Below are 18,706 nucleotides of genomic sequence, written 5' to 3'. Positions count from 1 at the left end.
CGCTCCCAAGCTTTCGGCCAGGCGACCGCGGCCTTATGCGGCCCTGCCAAATATGCTGGCGGTCTCGTCTGAGGGCAGGGCGACGGCGCGTTCGGCGATCAGGGCGCGCCGCAGGTCGTGGTCCTTGTTGCGGGTGGCGGCCTCGATCAGGGTCAGGTCGATCAGGTCGCGCTGGGCGTGGCTGCCGCCGAACCGCGCTGAGCGGTTGCGGACCGTCCGCAGACGCTCAACCGCCAGGCCGTAGTTCCCGGCCCCGAAGGCGACGAGGCCCTCCATGACGGGCAGGCCGACCTCACCCGTGAAGCTGGCGTTGTCGCCGGGACCCTTGAGCGCCGCCTGCTGGGTTTCCAGCAGCGCCTGGATCGCGTCCGTGCGGCCGGCGCCCACGAAGGACAGCATGGCGTGGGTGTCGTCGAAGGCGTAGGCGCCCAGGGTGTCGGCGCGGGCCTGGTAGACGTCGGCCAGCTCGTTCCAGCGGTTCCCCAGATCGATGCCGCGCACCCACAGCCGCCACAGCAGGGCCGAGGCGTCCACCAGGTCGAAGGCCATGTCGGACTTGGCGCCCCAGATCGGGCCGTCATAGAGCTTCAGCACCTCTTCCACCTCGCCGAGGCCGAGGTGGAAGAGCGCGAGGTGCCACCAGTTGTGGACCGCGAAGAAGCTCTCGCGGGTCCAGGCGTCGATGTCGGCGCGCATCCAGATGATCCCGTCGGCGCGCCGGTCCTGCATCTCCAGGACGTGGGCGACGGCGTGCTGGGCCCAGCCGTTGCGCGGCTGCAGCTCGATGGCCTGGCGGCCGGCGGCTTCGGCGCGGTCATAGAGACCAGTCTCCTCAAGGCCGAAGGCGAGCATGCCGAGCACGGCGTGATAGTCGGGTCGGCCCTGGTCCCAGTAGGGGGCGGCGCGGCCGATGCGGTCGCGGAGCATGCGGCTGTCCCCGGTCAGGAAGTCCATCAGCTGGCCGGCCTGGAGACCGAGCGCGTCCTTCGGATGAGCGATGGTGAGGTCCTCGAAGATCCGGCCGGCGGCGCGGTATTCTCCCGACAGCATCTTCTGCAGGCCAGCCAGGTGGCCCTGCTCACGGTCGTTGGCGGGCAGGGAAAGCGCCGTGGTGGCCGCCTCCACGCCCACCTGAACCGCCGCGGCGTTGGAGCCCACCAGGTGCAGGTAGGCCTTCAGCACATGGGCCATGGTGAAGGCCGGGCTGTCGGCGATGGCCGCCTCGATCAGGCCGCCGGCGTCGCCTGCGAAGCAGTGATAGGCCTCGACGGCGGCGATGTAGTTTTCGGTCGCCGCGGCGCTGGCGCCAGACAAGACAGACCCGGAGAGGTCACGATGTTGCATTTCTTTCTCCTGGCGACTGGGCGCAGAGGGGTTGTCTTCCAGATGCCGGCCTTTCGCGGTGGGGCGGTCAGGCTTGGACGCGGCGAGATTTCCCGACATCTGAGCCGCAAATCGGGGGTTTGGCGAGCGGAACGAGAGGATCGGCGGCATCCTTCTTGAAGGCTTATGCCGAGGCGATGGAGCGGGGAGCCGCGAGGTGCGGCAGCGCAACGGCCAGGCCCTGAGCCCACCCCGGCTTGGCGTCGCCCGCGGCATCGGCTACCCACCCATCCATGGCGGATTTCGATTTCGACGCGGTGGTGGTGGGCGCGGGCGCCGTGGGCCTGGCCTGCGGCTACGCGCTCACAAGGCGGGGGCTGGTGGTCGCCGTTCTTGAGAGCGGCCCGATCATCGGCGAGGGGGTCTCGGCGCGCAATTCCGAGGTGGTCCACGGCGGGCTCTACTATGCCTCCGGCTCGCTCAAGGCGAAGCTCTGTGTGCAGGGTCGGCGAGCCCTCTACGCCTTCTGCGACAGCCACAAGGTCGCCTATGACCGATGCGGCAAGCTGGTGGTGGCGACGACGCCCGACGAGGTCGGCCGGCTGGACGCCATCCTGGAGCAGGCCCAGGCCAACGACGTCGAGGGCATGGCGCACATGACCAAGGCCCAGGTCCTGGCGCTTGAACCCGAACTGAAGTGCGAAGGCGCCCTGATTTCCCCACAGAGCGGGGTGTTCGACAGCCACGGCTACATGCTGGCGCTGCAGGGCGAGATCGAGGCTGGCGGCGGGGCGGTGGTGACCTCCACGCCCTTCGAGGGCGCGAGCCCCCTCGCCGGCGGCGGCTGGTCGGTGCGGGCCGGCGGCGCAGAGCCGACGACCCTCACCTGCCGCGTCCTGGTGACCGCGCCGGGGTTGGCGGCCCAGGCGGTGGCCGCGCAGATCGACGGCTACCCGAAGGTGACGATCCCCGAAGGCCACTACGGCAAGGGGGTCTATTTCCGGCTGACCGGCAAGGCGCCCTTCGCCCGGCTGATCTACCCGCCGCCGATCCCCGGCGCGCTCGGCACCCACTACCGTCGCGACCTGGGCGGCCAGGCGGTGTTCGGGCCCGACCTGCAATATGTCGACAGCCTGGACTACAGCGTCGATCCGGCGCGGGCCGCCGACTTCTACAGCTATATCCGCAAGTTCTGGCCGGGGCTGCCGGACGGGGCGCTGGCGCCTGATTATGCCGGCATCCGGCCCAAGCTGCATGGGCCTGGCGAACCGCAGCCGGACTTCCGCATCGATGGGCCACAAGCCCACGGCATGGCTGATCTGGTCACCCTCTTCGGTATCGAGAGTCCGGGGCTGACCAGCTCCCTGGCGATCGGCGAAGAGGTGGTCTCGCGGCTCAGCCTCTAACGCTGGCCGCAGGGCTTCCCATATGGGGCCCATGACCCCGCTTTCCGTTCTCGACCTTTCGCCGATCCTTCAGGGCGGCGACGCCGGCCAGTCCCTGCGCAACACGCTGGACCTCGCTCGCCACGCCGAGCGGCTCGGCTACAACCGCTACTGGCTGGCCGAGCACCACAACATGCGGGGCGTGGCCAGCGCCGCGACCGCCGTGGTCATCGCCCACGTGGCGGCGGGCACCAGCACCATCCGGGTCGGCGCCGGCGGGGTCATGCTGCCCAACCACGCGCCCCTGGTGATCGCCGAGCAGTTCGGGACCCTGGCGGCCCTGCATCCCGGGCGCATCGACCTGGGCGTCGGCCGCGCGCCGGGCTCCGACCAGCTGACCGCGCGCGCCCTGCGCCGGACCCTGACCGGCGACGTCGACCAGTTCCCGCAGGATGTGATGGAGCTGCTGCACTATTTCGAACCGGCCCAGCCCAACCAGGCGATCCGCGCGGTCCCCGGCGAGGGGACCCGCGTCCCGGTCTGGATCCTGGGGTCCAGCCTGTTCGGGGCGCAGCTGGCCGCGCACCTGGGCCTGCCCTTCGCCTTCGCCAGCCATTTCGCTCCCGCCCAGATGATGCAGGCCATCCACCTCTACCGGGCCCAGTTCCAGCCCTCGGCGTACCGCGACGAACCGCATGTGATGCTGGGCCTGAACATCGTCGCCGCGCCCACCGACGAAGAGGCGCGGTTCCTGTTCACCTCGATCCAGCAGGCCTTCGTCAACTTGCGCACCGGCCAGCCCGGTCCCCTGCCGCCGCCGATGGAGGGCTATGGCGAACGCCTCGATCCCATGGCTCAGGCGGGGCTGGCCTCGGCCCTGTCGCAGGCGATCATCGGCTCGCCGGATACGGTGCGCGCGGATCTGGCCGAGTTCGTGGCGCGGACGGGCGCCGACGAGCTGATGGTGACGTCGCAGATCTTCGACCACACCGCCCGCCTGCGCTCCTTCCAGATCGCCGCGGAGGCTCGCGACGCGTTGGCGAAGGTGGCGGCGTAAAGCGTCCACCATCCAACCGCACATCCCAGCGAAGGCCGAGATGTGCGAAGTTGAAATCAGCTCTTCGGGACCAGCTTGAGAATGCGGCCCTCGGCGCTGTCGGTGGCGAGGTAGAGGGCGCCGTCGGGGCCGACCACCACGTCGCGGATGCGTTCGTTCAGCTCGGTGGCGATGCGCTCCTCGCCCACCACCTTTTCGCCGTCGAGGGTCAGGCGGGTCACAGACTTGCCGGCCAGGCCGCCGACGAACAGGCTGCCCTTCCACTTTGGGAACAGGGCGGCGTCATAGAAGGCCAGGCCTGAGGCCGCGATCACCGGGTCCCAGTAATAGATCGGCTGCTCCATGCCATCCTTGGCGGTGAGGCCCGCGCCGACGGGGCCGCCCTGGTACTCAATGCCGTAGGTGATGGTGGGCCAGCCATAGTCCTTGCCGGCGGCGGGGATGTTGAGCTCATCGCCGCCCCGGGCGCCGTGCTCGGTGGTCCACAGCTTGCCGGTGGCGGGGTTGAGAGCCGCGCCCTGGACGTTGCGGTGGCCGATGGACCAGATCTCGGGACGGGCGCCGGCCTTGCCGACGAAGGGGTTGTCCTTGGGGATCGAGCCGTCGGCGTTGATGCGCACCAGCTTGCCGATGGCGCTGTCCATCTGCTGCGACTGCACCCGGCCCGGCAGGACCGAGCGGTCGCCAAGCGTCACGAACAGCTTGCCGTCGGGGGCGAACACCAGGCGTCCGCCATAATGCTGCACCGACTGCAGGGAGGGCGCCTGATGATAGATCACCTGGACGTTCTCCACCTTCGCCTGGCCGTCGGCGGCCACCACCAGCTTGCCGCGGGCGACGGCGGTGTTGGTCATCTTTTCGGCCGGGCTTTCGGCATAGCTCCAGTAGATCAGGCCGTTCTTGGCGAAGGCCGGATCCACCGCCAGGCCCAGCAAACCGCCCTGGCCCTTGGCGTAGATGGCGGGCAGGCCGGCCACCGGCTCGCTCAGCGCCCCGTCGGCGCCGACGATCCGCAGGCGGCCGGGCTTCTCGCTCACCAGGATCTTGCCGTCCGGCAGGAAGGCGATCCCCCAGGGATTGGCCAGGCCCTCTGCGACCGTCTTGACCTCGTACTCGACGCCGGCCTTGACCTCCGGCGCGCGGGTCTGGCCCGCGAAGGCCGGGACTTGGTCCTTGCCGTTGGCGGGCCGCGTCTCCACCGGCGCGCCGGGCGCCGCCAGGGTCGGACCGCAGGCGGAGATCAGGGCCGCGACCGCGGCGGTGAAGAGCAGGCTACGCATGGGAGTCTCCGGGGTTTTCAGCACAATAGCACGTCAGTCAGATCGTTCCCGCTGCTTGGCGCAAGGCGTCCTCGGGGCTCGCGCCCTCAAGATGGACCAGCGACCAGACGGCGAAGAACAGCAGGGGCCATCGCTCCGCGCCGCCCCCGACGAAGGTGGCGCGGACCGCGTCCGGCGTGCGGACTCGCCGCACGGCCTCCACCTTGCCGATCCGCTCGGCGAGGTCGGCGGCGCGGGGCGCAATCCAGGCGTCCACAGGGACGGTGAAGCCCTGCTTGCGCGCCCAGGGATCGGCGGCGGGACAGACCCGCTCAAGCCACTTGCGCACCAGCCACTTGCCATAGCGTCCCCGCACCTTGAACCGGTCGGGCAGGGGGAAGGCGAAGTCGGCCACGGGCGGATCGAGGAACGGGGTGCGGCCCTCCAGCCCATGGGCCATCAGGCAGCGGTCCAGCTTCAGCAGCAGGTCGTTCGGCAGCCATGTGACGATGTCGGCCCACTGCGCCTGCTGCAGCCGGGTAAGGCTCGCGGGCGCCCTTGCCTGCGCGCGCCAGCGGGCCAGGGCCTCGGCGTCATCGGGTCGCGGCTCGGCCGGACGTCCCCCCAGCCAGGCGGGGCGCAGGGCCTTGCGATAGCGGCCATAGCCGCCGAACAGCTCGTCGCCGCCCTCGCCCGTGAGCACGACGGTGAGGGTTCCCTTGGCGGCCTCGGCCAACTTGTAGGTGGGCAGGGTCGCGTAGTCGGCGGTGGGGTCGTCCAGGGCCCAGGCGACCTGCGGCAGGATGCGCCAGAAGTCGGCCTCGTCGAACCGGGTCTCGCGCCAGTCGAGGTTCAGGGCCCTGGCCACCCGCTCGGCCTGGGCCCGCTCGTCCCTGGCGCCCGGCGCATCGAAGCCGCAGGTGAAGGCGGTGACCGGCCGGGCGTTCAGCCGCGACATGAGGGTTGCGATGGCGGCCGAGTCGATCCCGCCGGAAAGGAACAGGCCGTAGGGCACGTCCGACCGCTGGTGGACGCGGACGCTGTCTTCGAGAACGGCGTCGAGCTGGTCGACCAGTTCTTCCTCCCCTGCGTAGCGGGGGAGGGGGACCGCCCGAAGGGTGGTGGAGGGGGCGAGACTGGGCGGGGCGCTTGAGGCCGCCCCCTCCACCGGTTGCGCCGGTCCCCCTCCCCCGTGAACGGGGGAGGAAAGGAAACTGCGATGGGTGGGCGCCTGCAGCTTGCCCTCCACCACCTCGACGATCTCGCCGGGCGCCAGGCGCTTCAGGCCCTTGAAGATGGTGTCACCGGTCAGGGTGTAGTTGAAGGCCAGCAGTTCGCGGGCGCGATCCTCGTCCAGCTCCGCGTCCAGCAGGGCCGCGAAGGCGCGGGGCTCGGACGCGAAATAGACCGCGCCCTCCTGCTCCAGCACATAGAGCGGCTTGATGCCGAAGGGGTCGCGCACCAGCCATGTGCGGCCGTCGGCGCCGATCAGGCAGAAGGCGTACATGCCCCGCAGCCGCTGGAACGCGGCCGGCCCCTCCTTGGCGTAGAGGTGCAGCAGAGGCTCGAAGTCAGAGCCGGTGGAGAGCTCGTCGGCCAGCCCGAACTCGGCGGTCAGTTCGACATAGTTGTAGATTTCGCCATTGCCGATCACCGTGCCGCCCGCCGCGTGCAGGGGCTGCCAACCACCCTCCAGGTCGATGATCGACAGGCGGGCGTGGGCCACCGAGCCGCCGCGAACCTGTTCGGTCCGCACCCCGTTGGGGCCACGATGGGTCAGGGTCTCGATCATGGGACGCGCAGACGCCGTCCCGTGCAGCACCCCGGCGATGCCGCACATCAGGCGGCCCCGTAGTCGGCGAACAGCGACCGCCATTGAGCGACGACCGCGGCCTCGGAGAACTCCGCCTCCACCCGGTCCGACCCGTTCTGCACCAGCCGGATGCGCAGCATCGGGTCGGCCAACAGCCGGCGCGTCGCCTGCGCCAGCGCCTCGGCGTCATCGACCGGGACCAGCAGGCCGTCGTCGCCGTCCGCGATCAGGGCGGCCGGGCCCTGGCTGGCGGCGGCCACCACCGGCAGCCCATGGGCCCAGGCCTGGATCACCACATTGCCCAGGGGCTCGTAGCGCGAGGGGAAGACGCAGACATCGGCGGCGCGGTAGAGGGCCGAGGCGTCGGTGCGCCAGCCCAGGAACCGCACCCGGTCGGCGACGCCCAGCGCCGCGGCCATGGCCTTCAACTTGGCCTCCTGCGGCCCGACGCCCGCGATCCACAGGAAGGCGTCGGGGATCTGGGTCAGGGCCTGCAGGGTGACGTCGTGAGCCTTGGCGTCATGCAGCCGGCCCATGGAGAGCAGCAGGGGCGCGTCGGCGGGCGTGTTGAGAGGCGCGCGGTCGGCCGGCGCGGTCTCGGGCGGGACGGCGGCGAAGTTGGGAATGCAGCGCACCTTGCCGGCCGGCCAGCCCTGGCCGACGATCCACTCGGCGATGTCCTCGGTGTTGGCCACCAGCTCGTCGAAGCCGCGATAGTATTTGAGATTGTAGTAGCCGCCGAGGCGCCCGATCCGGACCGGGCCTTTCGGCGTGTGCCGCGCGGCGCGGTTCATCCAGGCCAGGGCCAGCTTCACATCGTTGCGGCGGGCGAAGCCGCCCACCTGGGGCTTGGTCAGGATGTCGATAGGTCCGCCGAACCGGAAGGTCGCGGTGGGGACGCCGGCGGCCGCCAGGGCCGCCTGCCGATTCGGGTTTGGGCGGATGGCGGCGGCCTGGCTGACGCCCGCGCGGGCGAGGCCGGACACGAGGTCGACGAAGTACGTCTCCGCGCCGCCTTCGCCGGCCGTTCCAAGGAGGTGGAGCACGCTCATATGAGCCGCAACTCTAGCCGGGCTTTGCGCCGCACCCAAGCCGCTTGAAGCGGCGAACATCCCACCCTATAACCCGCGCCTCCGCGGGTGGCCCATGGCTGGGTAGCTCAGTTGGTTAGAGCGGTGGATTCATAACCCACAGGTCGGCGGTTCGAGCCCGCCTCCAGCTACCACCCGCGGATATTTCCTTGCACATTGACCCGTCGCCCTCGGCGTCTTGCGGACAAATGCGCGACCAGGTGTCGGGATCGCCCCGCGTCATCCGTCATACTTTGGTGACCCAACTAGGTCCTGAGGAGATGAACCGATGCGCTTCCTGTTGATCGTCAAGGCGACCCCCCAGTCGGAGCGTGGCGAGATGCCCGCCGACGTCGAACGGCTGATGGTCGATATGGGCAGGTTCAACGACGAGATGATCGCCGCCGGCGTCCTCCTCGATGGGGCGGGCCTGCAGCCCAGCTCCGCCGGCAAGCGGATCCGGTTCAAAGGCCTGGGCCACGCGGTCGTCACCGACGGGCCCTTTGACAACGTTTCCGAGCTCGCGTCGGGCTACTGGATCCTCAACTGCAAGGACACCGACGAGGCCCTGGCCTGGGCGCGGCGGGTTCCCTTCTCCAGTGGGGCGCTCGAGCTCCGCCCCCTGGCGGAGCCGGAGGCGTTCGCCGACCTGGTCTCGGAGGAGGAAGTGCAGAAGGAGCGTGACCACCGCGCCGAACAGCTGCGCAAGGCGCCAAAGCCCAAGGTCTGAGCCTCAAGAGGGCCCCTGCGGGGATTTGGGCGGCGGGCCCCAGCTCAGTCCCGTCGGAGGTGCAGGGCGTCGCCGCGCGATGCTGGTGTGCTATGTCATACCCATGCGCATCCAAGCCCTGCTTCCCGTCCTGTCCCTGCTGGCCCTGTCGGCGTGCGAGCCTGCGCCGCCCGCCGCGCCCCAGGCGCCTGAGCCGCCGGCCTCTCGGTGGTCGTCCATCGTCACGGGGGCCGGGATGGCGCTGAGCTATGCGCCCGCAGTCCCCAGCGCGCAGACGCCGCCGATCCGTCTGAGCTGCGCTCGCGATCCCGACGTGTTCCAGGTGGCGGTGGAGCAGATCATCCCGATCTCCAGCGAAGATCGGCTGTCGGTGGGGTTCGACGGCGAGCCCTTCGCCCTGGCCGTGACTCCGGAATCCTTGGCGGGACCCGCGGGCCTCGAGGCGGCCGGGCCGATCACCCAGGACCTGTTGACCGTGATGCAGACCGCCAAGGTGATCGAGGGATCCTACGGCGCCACGCAGTTCGGACCCTATGACGCCCCGCCGCCGGCGATGCTGGCGAGTTTTGTTCAGGGCTGCCGGGCGGCGGGCGTCAGCCGGTAGATCCCGGCGGATCAGCCGGCGAAGATCCAGGCGCCATCGAGGGTGGCCAGGGAGACTCCCACCAGGATCATCTTGCCGCCGCCCACCATGTCTATGACCGTGTCGGCGCCGACCTGGGAGGCGGTGGCGGCGGTCCCGACGTCAAGCTGCACCCGGTCGCCCTCGGCGCGGCTGAAGTCGGTGATCCGGTCGATTCCCGTGCCGCCCCAGGTGCGGAAGGTGTCGGCGCCGGGGCCCCCGCTGAGGGTGTCGTCGCCGAGGTCGCCCGACATCCAGTCGTCGCCGGCCCCGCCCGACAGGCTGTCATTGGCCTGGCCGCCTCGCACCCAGTCGACGCCGTCGCCGCCGTCCTGGGTGTCGGCGCCGAGATTGCCGTAGACCAGGTCATCGCCGGCCTCGCCGTAGAGCATGTCATTGCCCTGGCCGCCCACCACCCAGTCGTGACCGTCGCCGCCGCGAACGGTGTCATTACCCTGGTTTCCGTGGGTGTCGTCGAAGCCGGCCCCGCCGACGATGCTGTCGTCTCCCAGGAAGCCGCGCAGGAAATCGTTTCCGCCGCCACCGTTCAGATAGTTGGCCGCGTCATTGCCCAGGATAGTGTCCGTGGCCGACCCGCCCAGGACGTTCTCGATCACTGTCGCATAGGCGATGCCCAGGTTGTCGGACCAGGTGTAGGTCTCCGGGTCGATGATGAACTCGGCGATCGTGGCGGCGGAGTTCGGATAGATGCTGCTCCAGTCGTCGGCCTGGGCCTGGGCCGAATAATAGGCGATCGAGGAATAGGCGCCTGGCGTCAGGTCGATGATCGATGAGCGGGTATGGGCCGAGAGGTCGAAGGTGTCGGTCCCGCCCGCGTCATAGACCGCCTGCATCATGGGGGTCGCCTGGGACCAGGTGTAGGTGGTGTCGCCGAGACCGGTGGTGGGGTCGGTGCCGTAGCGGGCCTGCAGGGCGACGATGTCGAAGACCATCGGGGTGGTGGGGCTGACCGCCCGTCCCACCAGCCGGTTGACCCCGTCCACGGGCTCGATCGTGACGTGGAAGATGTCCTGCGGAAAGTCATAGGACATTATTGTATAGCGGACGTTGTCGTAGCCGGTGGGCAGGGTGGCGCCCGGTCCGAACGGGTGCTGCAGGCCCAAGGCATGCCCCAACTCATGCAGCACCGTCTCGAACCCTGCGGAGCTCGGGGCGAAGTTCGAGGTCTTCAAGGTCTCGTCCAGCCACACGTCGCCCTGCCACGCCCCCTGAGCGAATCCCGGCTGGGGCGGGCGATAGGCGAAGGCCGTGGTGTCCTCGTTGCCGGTGACGTCATTGACGTCGGTGAAGGCGAAGCGGATCTGGCCGGTATTGGCGACGTCGTCGGTCTCCACCAGGCTGGGGGCGATGACCTTGTCCCAGGCTTGCAGGGCCAGCCGGATGGCCGCGGCCTGGGCCTCGGTCACGGTTCCGTAGTCGGCGTTGGCCTGCTCGTCGTCGACGGCGTAGGTCGGCCAGGTGCTGCCGGCCTTGGGAAAGCTGAAGGTGATCTGGCTCCCGCTCCAGGCGTTGCCCTCGTCGTACAGCAGGACGCTGGTGATCTCGGAAATGCTCGGCGCCGCCATCTTCGCCCCCCACAGGCCGACGCCGGTAACGCGTCACTCGACCTCTACCCTAGCGCGACCCGCCGGTGCGTGGGCAAGCGCAAACGTCAGGCGGCCACCGCGCGGCCCCACTCGTTCCAGCCGGCGATGCGCGGCGTGCCCGGCAGGTACATGGTCTCCAGCCAGTCGACCTTCAGCCCGGCGGCGGGAAGGGCCGCGGCCACGGGTCGGATGATGTGACAGCCCCCGGCCATGCGGCTCCACAGCGGGTCCCAGAACCTCTGCCATCTGGCGACGTCGGCGTCGGGAGCCAGGCCATGCTCACAGAACAGGAACTCTCCCCCGGGCTTCAGCACGCGCCGCGCCTCGGCCAGGGCCGCAGCCGGCGTATGGACCGAGCAGAGGGTGAAGGTGCACACCACCGTATCGAAGCTGCCGTCCTCGAAGGGCAGGGCCTCGGCGGTTCCCTCTGCGACCTCGACGGCCAGGCCGGGCGCCCGGGGCGCGGCCTCGGCCAGGGCGAGCAGCTCGGGCGAAGGATCGACCCCAACCACCGTGGTGACCGCCGCCGGATTGTAGAAGGCCAGGTTGAGCCCCATCCCGATGCCCAGCTCCAGCACCCGTCCGCTGGCGCGGGGGACGATCTTGGCCCGCTGTTTCATCATCGGTGGCGAGGAGCAGGCGCAGGTCAGCAGACCCGGCAGGATCTTGCGGCTGTAGAAGGATGACATGGCGTCTCGTCCCCGAACTTTCGACCAGCATCCCCCAGGTCGCCGCCCAAGGCCAGTGTCCGCAGACGGCGCGCCGCGCCGGGGCAGGGCGGCGCCAAGCTAGGCTGCGACCGACTCTTCGGCGGCGCCGCCGAGGTTTTCCTGCAGGGCCTTCAGCAGGTTCTCGGGCTTCATGGGCTTTTCCACGACACCATTCATGCCCGCGGCGAGGTAGCCCGCGGCGTCCTCCGGGTCTGCGTTGGCGGTGAGCGCGATGATCGGCACCCGGCCCGCCGCGCCAGGCAGGGCGCGGATCGCCTGGGTGGCGGTGACCCCGTCCATGCGGGGCATCTTGATGTCCATCAGGATCAGGTCGAAGCGGCCGGTGCGGGCGGCGGCCACGGCCTCCACGCCGTCGACGGCCGACTCCGAGGTGCAGTCGAACATCTCGCACAGGGTCTCGGCCACCATGCGGTTGGTGGCGTTGTCGTCCACCACCAGGATGTGAGCGGCCCGCTGCTGGGCGTCGAGATTGTCGGGCTCCGCCTCGCCGTTGCTTTCCACGGCCGTGGGGGCGGTGAATTCGAAGACCAGGGTCTCCCCGGCCCCGGCGTTGGCCTCGGTGTGGACGTCTCCGCCCAGGGCCGCGACGATCTGGCGGCCGACGGCCACCGACAGGGCCGTTTCCAGCCCGAACAGCGCCTCGATCTCCTGGATATCCAGGGCGTCGCCGACGCTGCGTTCGCCGCCGCCGCGCACGCGGCCTTCCAGCCGCACCATGTCCCCGGCCGGATAGGCTCGCAGGGTGGCCTCAACCGCGCCGTGACGCACGCCAGCCAGGGCCTGGGAGATGAAGCCGTCGAAGGCCTGCATGACCCGGGCGGAATCGATGAGCGCCGTCATCTCCGGCGCGCCGTCATAGGAGACCAGCAGGGTGACGCCGGACTTGGCCGCCTTCTGTCCCCAGCGGGCCTCGATCTCGTCGGCCAGGTCACGCACGCGCTTGGGCGCGGGCTCGAAGGCCATGCCCTGGGTGGCGGCGTCCTTGAGGTCGGCGCTGGAGGCCAGGATCTGGCGCACGCAGGCCGCGGCCTCGCTGACGCCGGCGACGCAGGCCTGGGCGTCGGCGCCCAGGGGGTGGCGCGCGAGACGTTCCGCAAGCGCCAGCACGCCTTCCATCTGCTGATGGATTTCGCTGGTGATCCGTTCGAAGAAAAAGTCTGGCAGAGACATGAACAGCCGACGCGTGGGGAACTATGCCCAGAATGCGCGTAAGCGCTTGCAGAGACGTTAAGGTCAGAGACCGAGAGTTGTGCGCGCTGCAATAGGTCGTACGCGCTGAAAATTCCTGACGCAGGCGCAGAAAAAGGGCGGCGGATTGCTCCGCCGCCCATGAATTTCCTGGAGAAAATCCGGCTCCTTGGAGCCGGGCCGTCATCCAGATCCTAGAACTTGTATTGCAGTTCCAGGCTGTAGGTGCGCGGCGCGATCAGGCCGCGCGAGATCGAGACGCCGGTTTGGCGCAGGTACGGCGTGCCGCCCACCACAAGGCCGGGGTTCGGATTGCCGAACACCGCCGTCGGGTTGGTGGAGCCCGTCGAGGTGAAGCCCTGCTCGTCGGTCACGTTCTTCACCGAGGCGATGAGCGTGTACTTGTCGTCGGCGTCCTTCCACAGCGCCCGCAGGTCGCCGGTGCCGTAGGCCGGAACCTCGAACGCCGGGTCGTTGAAGGGCTGGTAGATCGTGGAGTCGGTCCAGGTGTAGGTGCCCGACAGGATCAGCACCCCCGGGGCGAAGTCGAAGGTGTAGTTGGCGTTGAACGCGAACTTGTTTTCCGGCGACTGGAAGAGCTGGCTGCCCTTCAGGTCCTGGAAGACCAGCAGGACGCCATTGGTGGTGGCCGAGCCGCCGCGGGGCTGGGCGCCCGGCAGCAGGGCCGAGGGATCGGCAGGGTCATAGAAGCAGCAACCGCGGGTGATCTCGGTGTTCAGATAGCCGTAGGAGGCCATCATCTGCAGCGGCTCGATCGGGCGCCATTGGGCTTCCAGCTCGACGCCCCAGGCCTTGGCGTCGACGTTCACGAAGTTCGAGGCCGCCGCCGTGCCGGTCGCGTTGAGCTGCGACAGGTTGAGCTGCAGGTCCTTGAAATCGTTGTAGAAGACTGACGAGTTCAGGATGAAGCGGCCGTTGAAGGTCTTCTTCAGGCCGATTTCGTAGGCGTTGACGGACTCTTCGTCGGCCTTCGGCTGCGGAGCGAGCGTGCCCAGCAGGAAGCCGCCCGACTTGTAGCCACGGCTGTACTTGGCGTAGGCCAGGGTGTCCTGGTCCGGGGTCCAGTCCAGGTTCAGGGTGCCGGTGACGGCGCTCCAGCTGTCGGACAGGCTGCGGAAGTTCTGCACGCCGGGGGTCAGCGGGTCCATGTCGCTGGAGACGTCGAAGGCCGCGGCGCCGCTGAAGATCGAGGGCGACTGGATGATCAGGCGCTGGGTCTCAAACCCGTCCTTGTCGTCGACCGTGTAGCGCAGGCCGCCGGTGATCGCCCAGGCGTCGTTGAACTTGTAGGTCGATTGGCCGAACACCGCCCAGGCCTTGGATTCCAGGGTGGCGTTCTGGTCGACGAAGTTGCGCAGCGGGTTCGGGGCGGCGGGCGTGCCGGCCAGGGTCAGCGGGGTGGCCAGCTGCGACTGCTGCGGCGAGCCGAGCTGGATCCGCTGCTTGTACTCTTCCTTGTACTGATACAGGCCGAGGATCCAGGAGAGCTGGCCGTCGCTGTTGGAGGTGAGGTTCACCTCGTTCGAGAAGTAGCGCTTGTTCTCGTTGAAGTCGGTGGTCAGGTCCGGGAAGAACGGAACCGCCATGCCGGGGATCGCGATGGTGCCCGTCCGGCTGGTGGCGTCATAGTCGCCGCCGGTCTGGTAGTTGTACTGCTGGAAACCGCCGATGTACTTCAGGTCGGCCCATCCCAGGTCATAGGTCACCTGGGTGGTCAGCACGTGGTTGCCGCGCAGATAGCCGTAGCCGTCGCGGTTGGTGTTCTGCTTGTAGGGGTCGGTGACGCCCGGATTGGCCACGCCGTAGCCGAACTGCGGGTTGGGCAGCAGGCCGCCGATAGGCTGGAACACGCGGGTGGTGTCGTAAGGCGTCACCAGGTTGGAGAGGCGGTCGCCCACGCCGGTGGTGTCGTCCCAGTTCGAGCGCGAGTAGCGCAGCCAGGCGTTGGTGTTGTCGCCCAGCTCGGCCTCGGCCTGGATTTCGAAATAGGTGCGCTTGATGGTCCCGCCGTCATTGGACGGGCCGATGTTCTTGATGAAGCCGTCGCGCTGCCAGTCCTGGCTGCCGCCGATGGAGAAGCGCAGGTGCTCGGCCACCGGGATCGAGACCAGGCCTTCGATCTTGGTGCGCTCGTAGCTGCCCACCGCGAGGCGGACTTCGCCGCCGAACTCGTCGGCCGGGCGCCTGGAGATGGTGTTGATGGCGCCGCCCATGGCGTTGCGGCCGTAGAGGGTGCCCTGGGGGCCGCGCAGGATTTCCGTGCGCTCGACGAACAGCGGCGACTTGAACAGTTCCGACGAGGAGGCGGAATAGAAGCCGTCGGTGTAGGCGGCGACGCCCGGATCGTTGCCGACGTAGAAGGTGTTACGGCCGGCGCCGCGCAGCGACACCCGGTCGGTGCCGGAATAGTTCATGCCCGGCGTGAAGTTCACGAAGTCCTGGATGTTGTTCATCCCGATGACGTCGCGCTGATTGGAGGTGTAGGCCGACACCGCGACCGGAACGTCCTGCAGGGCCTGCTCGCGCTTCTCGGCGGTGATCACCAGCTCATCGATGGTGAAGTCGTTGGCGGCGGCGTCCTGGGCGAGGGCGGGGGCGGCGATCGCCGCCAGGGTCAGGGTCGAGACCCCGAGCGCCAGAGCGGTGCGCAGCCGGAAACGGTTGACTGAAGACATGTATCCTCCCGGGCGGCGGGGCTTCGCCCGCGTCCGCCTGCATGTACGAATCTGATGAAGCCTGGGCGCGGGGAGGCGCCGAAGCGCGCGATACCTCGGTCGCGCGCGCGCCTCCGTCAATGTGCGGCGCCGAAAGGCGCGGGCTTTTGGCGACGCTTTCGTGTCGCTGTGGCCGAAGTACCGCAGTTTCAAACGCGCGGTACAAAACTGACCCGTGTTCTTTGGTTGCCCTGTTAATTCCTGAGAAAGCTTGACCAATCCGGGAGGTGGCCGCGTCCGCGGGTCATACCGAGCCTCGAAATTGGCGTGCAGCCTGCGTGCACCGGGGCGTTTCCGCACTGCGGCCAAGAAAAAGGGCGGCAGGTTTCCCCGCCGCCCCTTCAGTTCATAGAGTTCGTTTAGAAGCGGTATTGAAGCTCCATGCCGAAGAGCCGAGGCGGCGTTAGTTCCAGGTTCTGGGCGGCCCCGGTGGCCGGGGGGTTGCGCTGGGACCCGGCGACCGCCGCCGCGTAGCCTTCAGTATCAAAGACGTTCTTGACATAAGCGATGACGGTGTACTTGCCGCCGGACGGCTGCCAGAACGCGCGGAGGTCTACCTGGTCCCAAGAAGGCGCCATGTTGTAGCTGCGCGTGAAGACATTGGCGTAGGACTCGCTGCGGTAAAGGTAGGTCGCCCCTAGAGTGAGGGCGCCAGCGTCCATGTCGAACGTATAGGCGCCGTTCAACGCGACCTTATGCTCGGGCGCTTGCGGGAGCTTGTTTCCTTTAACACTGACTGCCGTCGTGGTGACGTTATCGTTGACGTCGACGAGCGATACGCTCTCCAGGATTTTGGTAGGGTTGTAGCCGTAATCCAAGGTCAACCGAATTGGCGGCGCTGGCTGCCAAATCGCACTCAACTCCAGCCCGCTGGAACGCGACTTAGCAATGTTCACGAACTGGCCGACGTTAGTTGGGCCTACCCTGATCGTGACCGGCGCCTGAAGGTCTCGATAATCAATGTAGAACAAGGCGGCGTTCAGTTGGAGAGTCGGGAAATTCTTCTTGACCCCAATCTCGTAGGCATTTGCGAACTCGGCATCGGCCTTGGGCACAGCAAGGAAACCACCGGCGGAGAAGCCGAACGCCTTATAGCCTCGGCTGTAGCGAGCATAGGCCATCGTGTCGTCGTCCGGTTGCCACTGCAACCCAGCAGTCCCGGTCGTGGCGTCAGAGGTGTCGCTCAGCTCACGGCTGGCGATGCCCGTCGCGCTGCTGATGGTGTACTGGCGACAGACCCCGGCCGTGCAGACCGAAGGACTGGTGACGCCCTTGATGAGTCCCGAGGTGCTCTTTGGCGCAAGGGTGTCGGTCAGGTCAAAGGCGCCGTTGCCCAGACCGGCGAGGCCGTTCAGGGCGCCGCCGAGGCCCAAGGCCGCGCCGACCGCAGGCAGAGCGTTGATGTTGCCCAGCAGGCTGCCGTAGTTCGCCGCCGTTCCTGGGCCAAAACCGCTAAGTCCGAGGGCCGGATAGAGGCCTGGATAGCAAGCATCAGAGTTGCAAACGATGCGGCGGTTCTCAGTCCCGAACTTCTTGTCCTTGGTGTACCGGAGGCCCACCGTGAGCTTCACGGTGTCGGTGACGTCCCAGTCAACCTGCCCAAAAAGCGCCCGGCTCTGCGTGGTGAGGGCGTAGGTGCCGGTCGACCAGAACTGGTCCGGATTTTGCGCTGCGCCGAGCACTGGCGTTCTCAGGTTGCTGGGCCCGACAAGGTAGAAGTCGGCGGTGCTTCCTGTGCCGGTGTATTTTTCCTGATAGTCGAACGCTCCCACAATCCACTGAACGGGTCCGTCCGTCGTCGAGGAGATATTGATCTCGTTGCTATACCACTTAGGATATTCAAAGTAGTGATAGCCATTGTTGGCGTTGACGGTCAGCGGCCCGCAGTTGACCGTCGAGAGGCCGGCGGCGAACAAGGCGCCGACGTTGCCGCAAAGAGACCCGGGCGAGAGCGGGATTTGGTAGGACTGGACGTTGGTGGCGTCTGTGTCGCCGTAAAGATCGTATTTGTACTCCTGAATGCCGCCCACATACTTAATGTCGAAACTCGGCGCATGGTAGACGAACTGCGTCGTGAATGAGTTCACATCGCTTAAGCGGACGCGTTGAGTGATGTTTGTGTTGAACTTGTGAGAGTCAGTCAGCGCTGGATTGGTGGTGTTTGTGCCGCCGTTGAACTGCACAAGGCTGCCCGGCACGATCCCGTTCGTATAGCCAAATGCCGAATTGTAGACGATCGGGAAATTCGGATCGAGGAGACCTGACTCGTTGGGCCCATTGAGGAAGCCGGCACGGGCGCCGGGGCCGCCCCGGTTGTGCCAGGCCAGGGTCTTGTAGGAGGCCCAGAGTTCAGCGTTCTCGCCGAGGTCGGCTTCCAATTGGAGTTGGTATTGATACTCGTCACGTTTGCTGCCTTCGGAAGGGCCGCCATTGACGTTTTCGTAGTAGCCTTCCCGCTGGTCGAGCTTGTAGCCTGAAACCCGATACCTCAGGCCGTCCGCAATTGGACCCGAAATCGCAGCCTGGAAGTTTGTAAATTCATAATTCTCCGCAATTCCCCGTACCTCCGCGTAGAAGTCCTCAGTCGGCCGCACGGAGATGACGTTGACGGTGCCGCCGATCGCGTTGCGGCCGTAGAGCGTGCCCTGAGGGCCCCGCAAAATCTCGACCCGATCCACATCCAAAGGCGGGCCGCCAGCCAGCACTGTCGAGGTTGTGAACAGGCCGTCAATGTAGATCGACACAGCGCCGTCGACCGAGTGGACGTTGGTGAGGCGGCCTATGCCTCGCATGCTCGCGCGGTCGTTTGCAGATTGGTAGACAAAGCCTGGGGTGAAATTGGTCAGGTCCTGCACCGTGCTGATGCCGACCTTGTCGCGCTGCTGGCTGGTGAAGGCCGAGATCGCGATGGGGACGTCCTGCAGGCTTTGCTCCCGCTTCTCAGCGGTGACCACCAGCTCTTCAATGGTCGTTGTGGCTTGGGCGAACGCTGGCGAGGCCATTGCTGTAAAGGCCGCCACGGATGCGCCAGCAACCAGCAGGCTCCGCAGGTGCAGAGTTTTGGACATTCAATTATCCTCCCATGACAGCCGGACTCTCTACGCCGGTCCGGTCTGTCAGCATTCGCCACGCAAAGATCTTGGCCTGGAACCCGCGGCGGCTGTCCCAGCAGAGGTGACGGTCACG

The 18,706-nt window shown here is 67.7% G+C and carries 13 protein-coding genes and 1 tRNA gene; 5 read left to right on the top strand and 9 right to left on the bottom strand.

Annotation, left to right across the window (positions count from 1 at the left end; translation table 11 throughout):
- Nucleotides 1-33 precede the first annotated feature (33 nt).
- Nucleotides 34-1,344, bottom strand: coding sequence for a tetratricopeptide repeat protein (locus Q8N10_RS14790; RefSeq protein WP_304779908.1), 1,311 nt, complete (start codon nucleotides 1,342-1,344; stop codon nucleotides 34-36).
- Between the two features lie 272 nt (nucleotides 1,345-1,616).
- On the opposite strand from Q8N10_RS14790, the gene Q8N10_RS14785 reads away from it, so the two are divergent.
- Together Q8N10_RS14785 and Q8N10_RS14780 are read left to right on the top strand one after the other, a co-directional pair.
- On the top strand, nucleotides 1,617-2,729 hold the full coding sequence (locus Q8N10_RS14785; protein WP_304779911.1) for an NAD(P)/FAD-dependent oxidoreductase: 1,113 nt from the start codon (nucleotides 1,617-1,619) through the stop codon (nucleotides 2,727-2,729).
- Nucleotides 2,730-2,760: 31 nt separating this feature from the next.
- Nucleotides 2,761-3,765, top strand: coding sequence for an LLM class flavin-dependent oxidoreductase (locus Q8N10_RS14780; RefSeq protein WP_304779913.1), 1,005 nt, complete (start codon nucleotides 2,761-2,763; stop codon nucleotides 3,763-3,765).
- 56 nt (nucleotides 3,766-3,821) lie between these two features.
- On the opposite strand, the gene Q8N10_RS14775 is transcribed toward Q8N10_RS14780, so the two are convergent.
- The 3 genes from Q8N10_RS14775 to Q8N10_RS14765 are packed head-to-tail and all read right to left on the bottom strand — an operon-like array spanning nucleotide 3,822 to nucleotide 7,889.
- Complete coding sequence (locus Q8N10_RS14775) at nucleotides 3,822-5,045, bottom strand: PQQ-dependent sugar dehydrogenase (protein ID WP_304779916.1); 1,224 nt, start codon at nucleotides 5,043-5,045, stop codon at nucleotides 3,822-3,824.
- Nucleotides 5,046-5,082: 37 nt separating this feature from the next.
- A complete protein-coding gene (gene asnB / locus Q8N10_RS14770) occupies nucleotides 5,083-6,864 on the bottom strand; it encodes an asparagine synthase (glutamine-hydrolyzing) (RefSeq protein WP_304779919.1) in 1,782 nt (593 codons plus the stop codon).
- Nucleotides 6,864-7,889 (bottom strand): glycosyltransferase, encoded by a 1,026-nt coding sequence (locus Q8N10_RS14765; RefSeq protein WP_304779922.1) that lies wholly within the window; start codon nucleotides 7,887-7,889, stop codon nucleotides 6,864-6,866. Before Q8N10_RS14765 ends, asnB begins: the two co-directional genes overlap by 1 nt.
- Before the next feature lie 96 nt (nucleotides 7,890-7,985).
- On the opposite strand from Q8N10_RS14765, the gene Q8N10_RS14760 reads away from it, so the two are divergent.
- The 3 genes from Q8N10_RS14760 (at nucleotide 7,986) to Q8N10_RS14750 (ending at nucleotide 9,241) form a co-directional block, all read left to right on the top strand.
- Nucleotides 7,986-8,062: transfer RNA gene (locus Q8N10_RS14760), tRNA-Met, on the top strand.
- A 134-nt stretch (nucleotides 8,063-8,196) separates the two neighbouring features.
- Nucleotides 8,197-8,637, top strand: a complete 441-nt coding sequence (locus tag Q8N10_RS14755) for a YciI family protein (RefSeq protein ID WP_304779925.1) — start codon at nucleotides 8,197-8,199, stop codon at nucleotides 8,635-8,637.
- Nucleotides 8,638-8,740: 103 nt separating this feature from the next.
- Nucleotides 8,741-9,241, top strand: a complete 501-nt coding sequence (locus Q8N10_RS14750) for a hypothetical protein (RefSeq protein WP_304779928.1) — start codon at nucleotides 8,741-8,743, stop codon at nucleotides 9,239-9,241.
- A gap of 11 nt (nucleotides 9,242-9,252) precedes the next feature.
- Here Q8N10_RS14750 and Q8N10_RS14745 read toward each other — a convergent pair whose 3' ends face one another.
- From Q8N10_RS14745 to Q8N10_RS14725, 5 genes are all read right to left on the bottom strand, one after another.
- Entirely contained in the window at nucleotides 9,253-10,845 is a 1,593-nt protein-coding gene (locus Q8N10_RS14745) for a M10 family metallopeptidase (protein WP_304779930.1), read from the bottom strand.
- Nucleotides 10,846-10,931: 86 nt separating this feature from the next.
- The gene (locus Q8N10_RS14740) at nucleotides 10,932-11,555 is read right to left on the bottom strand and encodes a class I SAM-dependent methyltransferase (RefSeq protein ID WP_304779934.1); all 624 of its coding nucleotides are present in this window, start codon (nucleotides 11,553-11,555) and stop codon (nucleotides 10,932-10,934) included.
- A gap of 99 nt (nucleotides 11,556-11,654) precedes the next feature.
- Nucleotides 11,655-12,767, bottom strand: a complete 1,113-nt coding sequence (locus Q8N10_RS14735; protein ID WP_304779937.1) for a response regulator — start codon at nucleotides 12,765-12,767, stop codon at nucleotides 11,655-11,657.
- Nucleotides 12,768-12,979: 212 nt separating this feature from the next.
- Complete coding sequence (locus Q8N10_RS14730; RefSeq protein WP_304779938.1) at nucleotides 12,980-15,481, bottom strand: TonB-dependent receptor; 2,502 nt, start codon at nucleotides 15,479-15,481, stop codon at nucleotides 12,980-12,982.
- A gap of 398 nt (nucleotides 15,482-15,879) precedes the next feature.
- Nucleotides 15,880-18,588, bottom strand: a complete 2,709-nt coding sequence (locus Q8N10_RS14725) for a TonB-dependent receptor (protein WP_304779941.1) — start codon at nucleotides 18,586-18,588, stop codon at nucleotides 15,880-15,882.
- Between the last annotated feature and the right edge of the window lie 118 nt (nucleotides 18,589-18,706).

The organism is Phenylobacterium sp., from assembly GCF_030693625.1.
In the GTDB taxonomy this organism is placed as follows: domain Bacteria; phylum Pseudomonadota; class Alphaproteobacteria; order Caulobacterales; family Caulobacteraceae; genus Phenylobacterium; species Phenylobacterium ferrooxidans.
Note: the sequence above shows the minus strand (reverse complement) of the source record. Positions and strands in the feature narration are given on the sequence as shown.